The sequence below is a fragment of the Allobaculum sp. genome, assembly GCF_047010065.1.
Taxonomy (GTDB): Bacteria; Bacillota_I; Bacilli_A; order Erysipelotrichales; family Erysipelotrichaceae; genus Allobaculum; species Allobaculum fili.
In genome coordinates this window covers 1-13,099 of sequence record NZ_JBKXLD010000066.1, presented here as the reverse complement: position 1 = coordinate 13,099, position 13,099 = coordinate 1, and the positions used below count along the sequence as shown (strand labels likewise).

The following is a 13,099-nucleotide window of genomic DNA, read 5'->3' as shown; positions in this document are numbered from 1 at the left end:
GTATCTAATATTCAGTCTCGCGTATACCCGTCGATTGTTTGACACTTACGAAATACAGAAGAAAAGCATCGGATCTTTCTCGATCGCCGGCCGATCGAAGAAATCCGGTGCTTTTGTGTTTCCTGCGTTCAAACGATATAAGCGGCCCTCAGAAGGCTTCCTGCCTTCTTACTTGAAAAAGGAAGAGAAGAGATCGCCGACCAGGCTGCCCGCAAAGTTGCCGGCGGCCCGTTTGGCGGTGGAATTGTCGGAGCCAAGAATGCCGCGGCTGATGGATTTGCCTACGCTTCTCCCGATGCTTCGTGCAGAAGAACGGGCGGCTTTTTTCACCGACTTTTCCAGAGAAGAAGATGAATTGCGCGAAGAAGAGGAACGATTCTGTCGGCGCCGGGTCTGGCTGCGGGCAGGACGGTCGTCTTCGTAATTTTCATACTCGTCTTCGTCAGCGCGACGGGGATTCGTGCGATTGGATTTCGAACGGGAGGAGGAAAAAGCACGAGTATCTGCTTCTTTTTGGTCTGCTTCTTTCTGCCGCTTCTGCTCTTCAAGCGCTTCATAGGCGCTGTAGGCATCAAAGGCTTTAGCGTAGTGGTCGTACATCGGATCCCGGCTTTCCACAAGCTGGATTTGCGAGGGTGTGAGAGCCTGGAAAGAAGAGTGGGGCGGAAGAACGGTTACTTTTTCGACCGGCATCGGGGCACCGTCTTCATCGAGGAAGGAGACGAGCGCTTCGCCGGTTTTGAGCGCGGACAGTTCGCTTAGCGTATCGAGACGGGGATTGGGCCGAAAACCGGCTGCCGCCGATTTGAGCTTTTTCTGATCCGCCGGCGTATAGGCATGGAGAGCGTGCTGAATGCGGTTCTGCAGCTGGGAAAGAATGTCTTCATCGAGATCCGACGGATTCTGGGTGATGAAAAAGAGACTGACGCCTTTGGAGCGGATCAGACGAACAACCTGCGCAATCTTGTCGCGCAGCGCTTTTGGCGTATCTTCAAATAACATGTGCGCTTCATCAAAGAAGAAGACCAGCTTCGGCTTGTCGACTTCGCCGACTTCGGGAAGCGTTTCGTACAGCTCAGAAAGCATCCATAACAGAAACGTCGAGTAAAGAAAAGGATTTTGTCCAAGGCGGGACGCTTCCAGAATGTTGATCGTGCCCTGACTGCCGTTGAGCGTCAGCCAGTCGGTGATGTTCAGATCCGGCTGGTTGAAAAAGAGATCGCCGCCCTGATTTTCCAGTTCCAGCAAAGCCCGTACGATCGCCCCGGCTGAAGCCGAAGAAATGGTGCCGTACTGCGCCTGCAGTTCCTTGCGCTCGTCCATGACCAGAGAAGCCATCGCGCGGAGATCTTTCAGATCGATCAGCTGCCAGCCGCGATCGTCCGCGATTTTGAAAATGATGTTGAGTACGCCGGTTTGGGCGGGCGTAAGCGAAAGCAGACGGGAGAGCAGAAGCGGTCCCAGATCGGAAATCTTGGTGCGCAGCGGAATGCCGTTTTCGCCAAAGACGTCCCAGAAGCGGACGGGATAGCCGCAAAACGCGAACGATTTTGGATCGATGCCGCAGCTTTTCAGACGCGCGTCGATTTTTTCATTTCGCTCTCCCGGCATGGCCAGGGAACTGACGTCGCCTTTCATGTCGACGAGAAAAACAGGGACGCCCAGATCGGAAAAGCTTTCCGCGAGCACTTTAAGGGTAACGGTCTTGCCCGTTCCCGTTGCGCCGGCGATCAGGCCGTGCCGGCAGGCTTTGGAAGGAAGGAGTCCATAGAGACCGTCGGCGTTTGCGCCGACGGGAAGAATTTGCGATGTCGTCATACTGATGTGGCCCTCCAGACGGGGCCGTCTCCTTTCAAAGGACAGTGCCTTTTTTCTTCATTATACGAAAGCCAGGAACGATCCCCGAAAGCGCAGCGTACCTTTTTGCGCCAGGCGCGCATACCGTTTTGGAGGGCGATCGGAAAGGAAGAATAGAGGTCAGGGGATCCGTTATCCAATTGATACAGAAGTCGATATAATGGAAGCCATGAGTAAGCAAAGAGGATCGGCGAGGGCGGCAGCTTCGTCGAAACAGAAGAAACCGTCCGTCCAGAAGAAAGGACCGGCGGCGCACAAAAAAGGCACGTACGGCTGGCCAATGACGGCCGCTCTTTTTGCGGTGCTCTTTTTGATGATCATCTGCCTGTGGGCGCTGTTTATCAGCGGACCGTCCCGCCTTTACGATGAGCAGGTCGCCCAGGTGCAGGCGCGAATTGAAGAACAGGTGCCTCATGTCGAGGGCCTGACGGAAAACAAATTCGATTTTGTCACCTGGCAGGGCTATACCGATCAGAAGCTGTACTGGTTTGACGCTCAGGGCGGCATCATTACGGAGCGGGATCTGTCCACGCTCAATTACGAAGCGGCGCGCGAAAAAGTGCGCAGCTCTTACGACATGGATCCGGAAACGGTCACGCTCGCGTACGGCTATTCGGCACCGGTGTATCAGCTGCAGTCCGGCGAACAGATCCTCATGCTCGATTACGACACCCTGGACTGGGTATATGAAAGGAACCTGGTACATGCTCAACCGTGAAGACTGGTACGCCCCCTGGTTTAACCGTACCGCCTGGATTTTTGAAAATATTGATGCCCTTTCGCTCGAACCCAATGAAATTCTGACGCTGCTGGCGATCAACTACCTGCAGGAAACGAATCAGCCGGTCATCGCCGAACAGCTGGCTCTGAAAACTGGACTCGATCCGGAAGCGATTGACGAAGCGATGTCTTCGCTGTCCGACAAGGGGTGCATGACGATCGATACCCGAAACAAGCAGCTGACGATCATGCTCGACTGCCTGCTCGATCAGGCGCCGGCTGCCGGTCATCCGCTTGAAAAGACGCTGCTGTCCAGCGTGCAGGCGGAATTTGGCCGGACGCTTTCCGCCTCCGAACTCGAACGGCTCAGTCAGCTTTGCGACACGTACGAACAGTCGACAATTTTGCATGCGCTCGATGAGGCGGCTGTCTACAATAAGCGCTCGATTGCGTACATGGAAGCGCTGCTGGTCAACTGGAAAGCCAAGGGCTTAAGCGCCCAGGATATTGAAGAGGGAAGACGATGAAACCGGAAGAAATTCTGGATCAGATTGAAATTCTGTTCCCAAATGCCAAATGCGAACTGCTGCACGAAACGCCGTTTCAGCTGCTGGTCGCCGTCGTGCTGTCGGCCCAGACAACGGATGCGGGAGTAAACCGCGTCACGCCGACGCTCTTTTCCCGCTGGCCCGATTCGGCTTCGCTGGCCAAGGCGGATGTGCAGGAGGTCGCCGACACCATTCGCAGCATTGGTCTTTATCCGACCAAATCCAAAAACATCGTGGCACTCGCCCAGAAGATCGAAGAAGAGTTTCACGGCGAAGTGCCGTCCACGTTCAAGGAACTGCAGTCGCTGCCTGGCGTCGGCCGCAAGACGGCTAACGTAGTCCGTTCCGTCGCTTTCGACATTCCATCGATGGCCGTCGATACCCATGTGGAGCGGGTTTCCAAGCGTCTGGGTCTGGCCAAGTTTGACGATGATCCGCTTAAGGTCGAAGAAAAGCTGCGCCGCAAGCTGCCGCGCGAGCGCTGGAATCAGGCCCATCACGACCTCATCTTTTTCGGCCGCTATTTTTGTACGGCCCGATTCCCCAAATGCGAAAAGTGCCCGTTTGCCTCGTTTTGTAAACGGGAAAAGTTTGATCTTTACAAGGCACAGAAAATTGATCCCGACTTTGTGGCCAAGGGTGTCCGGCCAAAACGCAAAGCGTCCAAATAATTTCCAGACACAATATTGAATCCATTGACGGCTTCTTCAACAATCTTTCCGACGGTTTGAAGAAGCCGCTTTTTTTCTGCCTGCCCGTCTTTCAGGCGGGCGGTTTTCACCGGGAGAAAAGCGTGACGGAATGCGGAAAATAACATGATTTACACTCTATTCCACATCATTATGGAATATTTTTAATCTTTACTCCCACTCTGGCGTGTGATTATCCTTTCTTCAGATCGATCGCGGACTGCAGACGCGAAAACGGCCGGTCCAAACGGCCGGATCCAGACAAGAAGAAAGGAAAAACGAAATGTTTCAAGCGTTATTCAAGTCGTCCCGGGCTTTTTTATGCGCTTTGAGTCTGTGCTGCGGCCTCTCGAGTGCCGCCGTGCAGAAGACCGATCCGCCGGACATTCCTGCGCTGACGATGCAGACGAATGAAGGCGGCAGCCTGAGGGCTGTATTGGAAAGTGAACCGATCGAATGTCCTCCCGGCCAGAAAACAGAGACCGATCTGAAAGGCGCAAAGACTCTCGAAATCGAAGCCGAAAGCCAGCCGGGCTATGTCATCGAACGACTCGAAATCAATGATGTCCCGCAAAGGGATGCGATGCAGAAAGCGTCCTGGAAGAAAATCGTCCCTGTCGAAACGCCGATGGTTATCCAGGCGCGTTTTGAAAAAGAAGAAACCGGCAGAGCCAGAGCGGATCAGGCAGACGTAGAGGCTTCACAGATCTCCGATCGCTCAAGCGGGGATGCCTCCTCCAGCTCTTCTCTCGCATCGTCTTCGGAAAACGAGAGCGATCGCGAAACGGAGCAGAAGGAATCCGATCCGTCCAAAGACGGGGCAAACCCAGAAGAAAACGAAGCCAGTCCTTCTGCTTCACCGGCAGAAAGACGCGCCGCAAAGCCAAAAGCGTCCGGTCTGGTCGTCGAAGGCTATCGCGCCCTGTCCGTTCGGGTAGGCACTGCCACCGAAAACAACGGACTCTGGCTGCTCTCGAATGGAAAATGGGCGTTTTGCGGCAACTGGCAAAACGGCATGCCCTTGCGGGGCGATTCGGCGAGTGCTCCTGTAGAAGTCGATAACCCCGCTTTGCGCAAAGTTCTGTATTACGCGTATAACGGTCCGGCGAACATTCTGATCGCCAAAGGCTATTCCGAAGAAGCGCAGATCGTCATCACCGATGATCTGGTTTCGGAAGCTCTCGGCAACGGATCGTTTTCGCACAATATCGCTCTGGAGGGCAGCTGGATTCCCGTCGTTTCAAAACTCTGGGAAGAAATTCAGGCCAAACCCGATCCGACCTTTTACAAAGCCTATATGGTCACCGTCGCTGGACAGTATCTCAACTGGAACGGCCATTGGATGCCCAAGCAGCCGCTGCTGTATGGAGAGGGCGAGCCGCCCAAAGAACCGACGCACTGCTGGTTGTGGATGGAAAAAGGCACCACGATGCCCCAGATTACGGTGTCCAACTCCAAGCGCTATTCGTTTGCGGGGGCGGAATTTGGCGTCTACCAGGGCCTGACGCCCGATGAATCCAAACGGGTGGGAACGCTGATCAGTCAGGCCAATGGCGAAACGAATACGCTCGATCTGGAAGAAGGCTGGTACTGCATCAAGGAACTCAAAGCGCCGCCAAACTATCAGCTCTCCTCCGAAATCCGGACGGTGCATCTCGAAAACGGCAAGACCGTCAAGGAATCGGGAAATGACACGTACTTCCAGGACACGCCGGACTACTTTGTCCCCGGTCTGATTTTGAAAAAGCAGCACAGCCGGACTCACTCTTCCACACCGTCGAAAAGTCTGGCCGGGGCGCAGTTTCAAATCGAGTATTACCGGGACGTCAACGTGAAAGTCAAACCCGGAAAGAAGCCCGTGCCGGCGTACTCGTGGATTTATCAGACCGACAGCCAGGGGCGTCTCAAAATGGACGATTCGCATTTTGTCAGCGGCGATGAGATTTTCAAAACCGCCGATGGAACGCACGTGCTGCCCGTTGGCTGCGTACTGATCCGCGAAATCAAAGCGCCCGACGGCTACTTTCTCAATCCGGAAGAAAAGGGTATCGTCCTCGATGACACCGCCATCGACCCGTTTGAAAATCCGCTTATTTTCGAAGAGACGCCCATCGACACCATTCTGTTCAAATACGACCGGCAGACCAATGCGCCTTTAGCCGGCGTCGAATTCCGTCTTGGAAAACCGGATGGAACCGAAGAAATTTTAAAAACGGACGAAAACGGCGAAATCGCCTTTTCCTATGCGACCGACGGAACGTACACGATTCAGGAAGTGCAGCCGCTGCAGGGGTATCAGGCAGCCGCCAATGTGCTGACAGTCATCGTTGAGGGCGAACGCGTTCAGATCCAGGGTCTGGAGGATGGGCAGCGCCATGAAAACGGCCGCCTGTCCATTCCAAACGATTCAGGCGGCGCAAAACTGAAAATTCAAAAAGTCGACGAAAACAATGAGCCGCTGCGGGGCGCCGAATTTACTTTGTACGGCGAAGATCGCCAGAGTGTCCTTCAGAAAAAAGAGAGCGGCGAAAACGGCGAAATTCATTTTGAAATCGAAGCGGACGCTCTGTATTACATCGCCGAAACGAAAGCGCCTGAAGGCTATCGGATGAAAACGGACGAAACGGGAAATCCGCTGCTTCATGCGATTCGATTTGCGCGCGATTCGCAGGGCAATTTGCAGATTACAGTCGATTACAAAGGCGAATCCGCCTGGCCAGAAGGCTGGAGTCTGCAGAAGGACGAAAACGGCCTTCCCGTTCTGAAATGGACAGTTTCCAATGCGAAACAGCTCCTTCTGCCCCAGAGCGGAAGTCAGGAGGCGCTGCTTTTTAGCGGCATGGCCGTTGCGTTGTATACTGTCGGGCTGCTTATGAGGACGCCCGCATTTAAGCAAAGAGAGAAAAAGAAAAACGGAAAGAGGGGAACAAACGGATGAGTCACAAAAGACGATGGCCGCAGGCGCTGGCTTTAAGCGCCGTCCTGGGACTGAGCGGCATGACGGCTATGTATACGCCGCTTCTGGTCCATCCAGTTCTGGCGGCGCAGACGTGCACCATTACGCTGCACCCGGGAAATACCGGATCGCTGGCGGGACGCAAGTTTGAACTGTATCGCCTGATGGATGCTCAGGAAGCCGAAGATGGAAGTTCCATTCACTACACGATCAACCCGTTATGCAAGCCGGCGCTCGTTCGAACGATCTGCGATCGAAAAGGCATTGCGCTCCAGGACATGACGGACCAGCAGATCCTGGACGAAGTCGAAACGTATCGCACGATTGTCGGCCAGCCGGAAGGCGTTCAGTCCGATTTCCGGCAGTTTGTTGAAAGTCTGCGTCCCAATCTGATGCAGTATGCCAATCCGGAAAAGCGGGTAACGATTACGCAGGCGGACGTATCCGCGGCGGACGGATCGTATGTGTTCAAAAATCTTAAGCCGGGCTGGTATCTGCTCAATGAAGCCGACATCCCCTCAAGCGCGCAGACTCATCAGGCCGCTTCGCTTTGCGTGGTGGATACGTGGACGAAAAACATGGACGTGCAGCTGAAAGGAAGCGTGCCGCAGCTGATCAAGAAAATTGAAGAAGACGATCAGAATGTCGGCTGGAACGATATCGGCGATTACCAGGGCGGGCAGAACATTCCGTATCGCATCGATGTCGCCGTGCCGTCGATGGAGGAATACGATACGTACTTCATGAAAATCCACGATGTGATGGACGCCGGTCTGACTCTGCATCCGGATTCCATTCGCTGCAGCTTTGTGGAAGGCAGCCAGATCAAAACCATTCCCGCCGGTCAGTATCGGGTCGAAACCGGAACGGAAGGCGAAACGTTTGCGGTTTGTTTTGACGACGTGAAGGGGCTGGTAAATTCCATTCTGCCCAAATTCGATGCTGCAGGAAATCACGTGTACGGCCAGACGCTGCGCATCGAATTTGAAGGCGAATTCAATGAAAACGCCTTTACCAGCGGCGAAGGCATGACCGCGCAGGAAAACGATGCGCGTCTGGAGTATTCCAGTGATCCGCGTGCGGACGGGCAGGGAAAGCACAACTTCACCCCATGGGATACCGTTGTCAGCTATTCCTATGCGCTGAAGGCGACAAAGATCAATGACGCCGACAAGCCGCTTAAGGATGCAGCCTTCCGCCTGTATGAAGACGAAGCGTGCACCCGGGAAATTCTGCTTCGACCAGCGAAAGACGGCTATTTTGTTATGAACGAAAACGCAATTGCGCAAAATCCGGATCTGAAAAAGCAGGCGGTCGAAATGGTCACCGGCGCCGATGGGATTTTCCGCATTTACGGACTGGATCAGGGCAGCGTCTATTTGAAGGAAACGCGCGCGCCGCAAGGCTATCGCGGACTGTCGAAACCCGTTCAGCTCGATGTGCTTCCGACGTTTACCAATCAGCGCGATGAATACACAGCCGGCGATAAGGATCTCGATCTCAAAACCCTGAATACGCTCGAAGCCAGAGCGGTCATTACCAACCATGTGCTCGGCCAGGACGAACGCGTGGAAAAAGTACTCGAAACGTCAATCCATCCTTTGGCCCTTTATATGGATGTGGTCAACCGGACGTCTCTCGTTCTGCCTCTGAGCGGATCGAGTACAGCGCTGGTTTCTTTCGGCGCGAGCGGCCTGCTCGTTATCGGCGGACTGAGTCTGGGTCTGGCCAGCCGCCGCAAATCCAAAGCGGAAGACGAAATGGAAAACGCTGAATCTGGAAAACGAAAAAATCGAAAGAAAGGTCCGAAGCAATGAAAAAGCGCGGCCAGAGAGCGGGTCGTAAAAAGAACATCCGAAAGACGCTTTCCCTCCTTCTGATCGTTCTGGGTCTTGGCTTCAGCATGCTGCCGGCGCTTTCTTTTTCCTGGACGAAGGCGGCGCAGGAAGACAGTGTGCGCTCCATGCTCCAGACACCGCAGAAGAGCGATGTTCAAAAACTCGAGGCGATCGATCAGAACGCCAGGCGCTACAATCAGGCACTTGCGCAGGATCTGGACGGGTTTTTTCCTTCCCGGGAGCAGGACGGCTATGAAGAACAGCTCGACTGGAACGGCAATTCGATCATGGGTTCGATTTCCATTCCCAAAATCGGGGTCCATCTGCCGATTTATCCCAGAGCCAGTGCGCAGAGCATGGCCAGCGGAGCCGGACATGTGGAATGGTCTTCGCTGCCCTGCGGCGGGAAAGGCAGTCATTGCCTGCTTTCTTCGCACCGGGGCATGGCGAGCGCGATGCTGTTTACGCGCCTGGATGAGCTGGAAGAAGGGGATCTGTTTCTGATCGAAAATCCGCTCGAGACGCTTGCCTATCGCGTCTGCGACATTCAGGTAGTGGAACCGTCCAAAACGGAGAAGCTGAAAATCGATCCGGAGGAAGATCGGGTGACGCTCATTACGTGTACGCCCTTTGGCATCAATTCACACCGTCTTTTAGTAAGCGGGATGCGCACGGAATATACCCAGGATATGGAAGAAGAGCGTCAGAGCGCTTCGCCGATGCTTTCGGTTTCTTCGCCGGTTTCCCGGCTGTTTCTGCTCGTGCCGGCTGCCCTGTTCGGTCTGGTCGGACTCGTTTTTCTGGCGCGCTTTTTCGCTCATAGGAAAAGACGCTGAATGCCTGCCTTATCGAAATACAAAACGATAAAGCAGGAGGCTTGTTTTTAAAGTTGGAAAGGAGAATGTGATTTGAATCGAATCCGACAGCTTCTCATATCGCTGCTGATGTGTCTTTGCCTGTCCGGTCTGCCCGTTCGCGCAGCCGAAATCGATGCGGCCAGCGAAGAGTCGCCTTCTCCGGCGATTCTGATCGAGCTGGAAGAGACGGAAGACCATCGAAATGGGCACGATGTGGAATTTGAGCTGTACCAGTGTGCCCGGCTCGAAAACGGCGGCTTCGAATATCTGGACGGGTATAAAAACTGTTCCCTGCAGCCGGAAGATCTTCAAAGCGCCGACGCCCTCTACAAGGCGCTCGACATTTTATCCGCGGCGAAAGGCAAGCCGATCGCTACATGTACGAGCGATAAAAACGGTCAGGCACTCTTTGAAACCGGCGAATGCGGTCTGTTTCTGATCCATACGTCCAGGCCGTCCGGCTACGACCGGATTCCGGATTTTCTTTGCGCGCTTCCCATGTTTAACGAGGAAAACGGTTCGCTCGAATACCGGGTAAAAGTCAGCGCCAAGTCGCTGCCGCTGCCAGTCGTGCAAATCCTCAAGACTGACGAAGACGGAAAAGCCATTACGTCAAAAAACTTTGCGTTTTCCGCCTATCGGGATGAAGAGTGCAAGAATCTGCGCAACGAAGTCGCCGGCGATCCCAAAAACGGCTTTGCGCGCTTCACGCTCGATCTGGGAGAAACCATTTATATTCGGGAAACCAAAGCGCCTGAAGGCTATGATCTGAGTTCACGGATCGTCAAAGCCGAGCTGCTCGAAGACGGTCAGCTTTTTATTGACGAAAGGCTGCAGACGCAAAACGCGCTGACCATTGCAGTACCGTACGCCGATCGAAAGAGCAGCCCGACACCGCAGCCTGGTACAAATCCCCCGTCGACGAATACGAAAACACCGCCAAGCACGCTCAGAAGTCCGCAAACCGGATCGCAAACGCACTACCGCGATCTGCTGCTTCTGTTTGGAGCCATGTGGATGCTTCTGCTTGGCCTGATCGCCCTTCAAAGAAAGCTGGATCGAAAGAAAACCCAGTAAAAAAGCACCCGCCAAAAAGCAGGTGCAAAACGGTACGATCGATCCGACGGTCCGCCCAGAAGCGGGCCGGTACAAAGATCGCTGGTGTGCTTATTTTGAATCGTTTGGATTGAGCAGTTTCTGCCAGAGGTTCAGCTCGGTTCGAAGATCTTCACACTGTTCATCGAGTGTCTGAAACAAATTGTAGAGACCATCTTCGCTGAAAATTCCGGAAGACTGATTTTCAGGCAGGGGATGGTTTTCTTCATAATCGCGATCCGCCAGCCAGTTGCCGTTAAAATACCAGTCATACAGCTCGCTCAGACTGTCCTGACCGGCTTTCAGCGCGTCCAGAAGCTGACTCATCTGGCTGGACAGGTCTTCGAGGTCCTGCATTTTCTTTTCGCGCTTTGCGCACATTCGTTCAAAATCGTTCATGGCTTTTCCTCCTTTAAAGGGATGGCCTTATGCATATACCTTAAAGAAGGCCGATCGAGGAATCAGTTTTTGTGCTTGCGGGATTCGATGAGATTGCGGGCCGCATAGACACCGCTTGCGGACGCGTGGGAGAGGGAATGGGTAACGCCGGAGCAGTCGCCGATGACGTAAAGGCCTTTGCGGGATGTTTCGAGATGGTGATCGACTTCGACTTCCATGTTGTAAAACTTGACTTCCACGCCATAGAGCAGCGTATCGTTGCTGGCCGTCGATGGCGCTACCTTATCGAGTGCGTAAATCATTTCGATGATGTCATCGAGCTGACGTTTTGGAATGACCAGAGACAGATCGCCTGGAGTAGCTTTCAGCGTCGGACGGACAAAGCCGGAATCGATGCGATCCTGAGTGGAGCGCTGACCGCGGATCAGATCGCCGAAGCGCTGTACGATCACGCCGCCGCCGAGCATGTTGGACAGACGGGCAATCGATTCGCCGTAGGCGTTGGATTCATGGAACGGTTCCGTAAAGTGGCTGGAGACGAGCAGCGCGAAGTTGGTGTTTTCCGTAAACAGGGACGGATCGGAATACGAATGGCCGTTTACGGTAATGATGCCATTGGTGTTTTCGTTGACGACCACGCCATGCGGGTTCATGCAGAACGTACGGATTTTGTCCTGATACTTTTTGGAACGGTAGACGATTTTGGATTCGTAGAGAGAATCGGTCAGTTCGCTGAAGGTGACGTAGGGCACTTCCACACGAACGCCGATGTCAATGCGGCTGGCCTGGGATTTCAGGTTGAGATCCTTGCAGATGGATTCCATCCAGCGCGAGCCGGAACGGCCGGTGGAGATGATCATCTGATCGCCTTCAAAGCGGGATCCGTCGCTGCACCAGGCGATGTAGCGACCGTCCTTGGCGACGATCGAATCGGCATGATGGAAGAAGTGGAAGTCCACTTTGTCCTTCAGTTCGTTGTACAGATTGTTCAGAACGACGAGATTGACGTCGGTACCGAGGTGACGGACGTTCGCCTTAAGCAGATGCAGGTTGTTTTCCAGACATTTCTTGTAAAGACGGGCATCGCTGCCTTCGAAAAGACGCGTCTTGTCGCCGCCGCATTTACAGTTGATTTCGTCGACGTATTCCATCAGTTCGATGGCTTCTTTTTTGCCGGTGTATTCGTAAAGGGTGCCGCCGAATTCGTTGGTGATGTTGTATTTGCCATCGGAAAAGGCGCCGGCTCCGCCAAATCCGCTCATGATCGAGCAGGACGGGCAGCGTACGCAGGAAGGAACGGTGGTGCCGTTGATCGGACATTTTCTTTTGGAAAGGGGAGCGCCGCTTTCGAGAACGCCGATGCGTAAAGTCGGATCCAGCCGGGTCAGCTCATACGCCGCAAAAATACCGCCGGGACCTGCACCGATAATCAAGACATCGTAAGATACAGTTTCCATAGTGTATATTCTCCTGGATTCCCTGAGGGAATGGTTTTAAATCGTTTGCGGTGGGCCTGCACGCCGGTTTCGCCAAGTCGTCCCAGACCGTGCAGACACACAAAAAGTCCCGCTTCCATCGGTGCATAGCGTATCCATGTCTGAATTTTCCAGAAGGATTCCTCCGGGAATATCGCTGCGACAAGTCCGAAACAAGCAGGATCAGGGCTGCTGCCAGAGAAAGGCCAAAGCCGCCCGAATACGGAATTATACGCAGGTCGGCCGCAAAAAACAACGCACAGCCTCTTGTGGAAAACGGAATTTTCAACGGGGTGAATTGAAATAGTAAATGCAGCGGTTGAACCTTTCTTTGGGGGATTTCGTCTTTGCAGCGCCAGCGCTGGATTCGGTCCTTCTGTCTGGATCTTTTCCGGACGTTCTGACCGAAAAGTCGATCGATCTGGCCTGAAATTCCATGAAAAAAGCCGGTCGCCTGACCGGCTCGATCCGCGAGAAACGGGAATTATTCTTCTTCCTGAACGGTATCCCAGTCGGGTCCGATTTCAGGGGGCGTTTTGCCCGCAAGACGTTCCTTGAGAACGCGGATTTTCATATCCATATTGTTGTGGTTGACCTTCATGTAACGATGCAGAAAATAGTCCTGAACCTGGTTGTAAAGCGAAACCAGTTCCTGGTATTTCTTC

Annotated in this window: 11 protein-coding genes; 7 read left to right on the top strand and 4 right to left on the bottom strand. The window is 53.8% G+C overall.

Annotation, left to right across the window (positions count from 1 at the left end):
- Window positions 1–168: 168 nt before the first annotated feature.
- Window positions 169–1,818, bottom strand: coding sequence for a helicase HerA-like domain-containing protein (locus ACLUYS_RS06825; protein WP_412659446.1), 1,650 nt, complete (start codon window positions 1,816–1,818; stop codon window positions 169–171).
- Window positions 1,819–2,026: 208 nt separating this feature from the next.
- Between ACLUYS_RS06825 and ACLUYS_RS06820 the strand changes: the two genes are divergently transcribed.
- The 7 genes from ACLUYS_RS06820 (at window position 2,027) to ACLUYS_RS06790 (ending at window position 10,542) form a co-directional block, all read left to right on the top strand.
- Window positions 2,027–2,575 carry a hypothetical protein gene (locus ACLUYS_RS06820; protein WP_412659445.1) on the top strand — a complete coding sequence of 183 codons (549 nt, stop codon included), beginning with the start codon at window positions 2,027–2,029 and terminating at the stop codon, window positions 2,573–2,575.
- On the top strand, window positions 2,562–3,104 hold the full coding sequence (locus ACLUYS_RS06815; RefSeq protein ID WP_289640737.1) for a DnaD domain-containing protein: 543 nt from the start codon (window positions 2,562–2,564) through the stop codon (window positions 3,102–3,104). Before ACLUYS_RS06820 ends, ACLUYS_RS06815 begins: the two co-directional genes overlap by 14 nt.
- Window positions 3,101–3,796, top strand: coding sequence for an endonuclease III (nth, locus tag ACLUYS_RS06810; RefSeq protein ID WP_288338685.1), 696 nt, complete (start codon window positions 3,101–3,103; stop codon window positions 3,794–3,796). Before ACLUYS_RS06815 ends, nth begins: the two co-directional genes overlap by 4 nt.
- Window positions 3,797–4,097: 301 nt before the next feature.
- Window positions 4,098–6,752 carry a SpaA isopeptide-forming pilin-related protein gene (locus ACLUYS_RS06805; protein WP_412659444.1) on the top strand — a complete coding sequence of 885 codons (2,655 nt, stop codon included), beginning with the start codon at window positions 4,098–4,100 and terminating at the stop codon, window positions 6,750–6,752.
- Entirely contained in the window at window positions 6,749–8,587 is a 1,839-nt protein-coding gene (locus tag ACLUYS_RS06800) for a SpaA isopeptide-forming pilin-related protein (protein ID WP_412659443.1), read from the top strand. Before ACLUYS_RS06805 ends, ACLUYS_RS06800 begins: the two co-directional genes overlap by 4 nt.
- Complete coding sequence (locus tag ACLUYS_RS06795) at window positions 8,584–9,444, top strand: class C sortase (RefSeq protein WP_412659442.1); 861 nt, start codon at window positions 8,584–8,586, stop codon at window positions 9,442–9,444. The genes ACLUYS_RS06800 and ACLUYS_RS06795 overlap by 4 nt, the downstream gene beginning before the upstream one ends.
- 72 nt (window positions 9,445–9,516) lie before the next feature.
- A complete protein-coding gene (locus ACLUYS_RS06790) occupies window positions 9,517–10,542 on the top strand; it encodes a collagen binding domain-containing protein (protein WP_412659441.1) in 1,026 nt (341 codons plus the stop codon).
- 90 nt (window positions 10,543–10,632) lie between these two features.
- Here ACLUYS_RS06790 and ACLUYS_RS06785 read toward each other — a convergent pair whose 3' ends face one another.
- The 3 genes from ACLUYS_RS06785 to ACLUYS_RS06775 all read right to left on the bottom strand — a co-directional run.
- A complete protein-coding gene (locus tag ACLUYS_RS06785) occupies window positions 10,633–10,959 on the bottom strand; it encodes a DUF4298 domain-containing protein (RefSeq protein WP_230267165.1) in 327 nt (108 codons plus the stop codon).
- A gap of 62 nt (window positions 10,960–11,021) precedes the next feature.
- Window positions 11,022–12,416, bottom strand: coding sequence for an NAD(P)/FAD-dependent oxidoreductase (locus ACLUYS_RS06780; RefSeq protein WP_412659440.1), 1,395 nt, complete (start codon window positions 12,414–12,416; stop codon window positions 11,022–11,024).
- A gap of 502 nt (window positions 12,417–12,918) precedes the next feature.
- A partial coding sequence (locus tag ACLUYS_RS06775; protein ID WP_412659439.1) for a hypothetical protein occupies window positions 12,919–13,099 on the bottom strand: 181 nt, incomplete at its 5' end.

What these genes read in the sequence shown, in the direction of transcription:
- ACLUYS_RS06825 (WP_412659446.1), bottom strand. Translation starts at nt 1,818, where the DNA reads ATGACGACATCGCAAATTCTTCCCGTCGGCGCAAACGCCGACGGTCTC.
- ACLUYS_RS06820 (WP_412659445.1), top strand. Translation starts at nt 2,027, where the DNA reads ATGAGTAAGCAAAGAGGATCGGCGAGGGCGGCAGCTTCGTCGAAACAG.
- ACLUYS_RS06815 (WP_289640737.1), top strand. Translation starts at nt 2,562, where the DNA reads ATGCTCAACCGTGAAGACTGGTACGCCCCCTGGTTTAACCGTACCGCC.
- nth (WP_288338685.1), top strand. Translation starts at nt 3,101, where the DNA reads ATGAAACCGGAAGAAATTCTGGATCAGATTGAAATTCTGTTCCCAAAT.
- ACLUYS_RS06805 (WP_412659444.1), top strand. Translation starts at nt 4,098, where the DNA reads ATGTTTCAAGCGTTATTCAAGTCGTCCCGGGCTTTTTTATGCGCTTTG.
- ACLUYS_RS06800 (WP_412659443.1), top strand. Translation starts at nt 6,749, where the DNA reads ATGAGTCACAAAAGACGATGGCCGCAGGCGCTGGCTTTAAGCGCCGTC.
- ACLUYS_RS06795 (WP_412659442.1), top strand. Translation starts at nt 8,584, where the DNA reads ATGAAAAAGCGCGGCCAGAGAGCGGGTCGTAAAAAGAACATCCGAAAG.
- ACLUYS_RS06785 (WP_230267165.1), bottom strand. Translation starts at nt 10,959, where the DNA reads ATGAACGATTTTGAACGAATGTGCGCAAAGCGCGAAAAGAAAATGCAG.
- ACLUYS_RS06780 (WP_412659440.1), bottom strand. Translation starts at nt 12,416, where the DNA reads ATGGAAACTGTATCTTACGATGTCTTGATTATCGGTGCAGGTCCCGGC.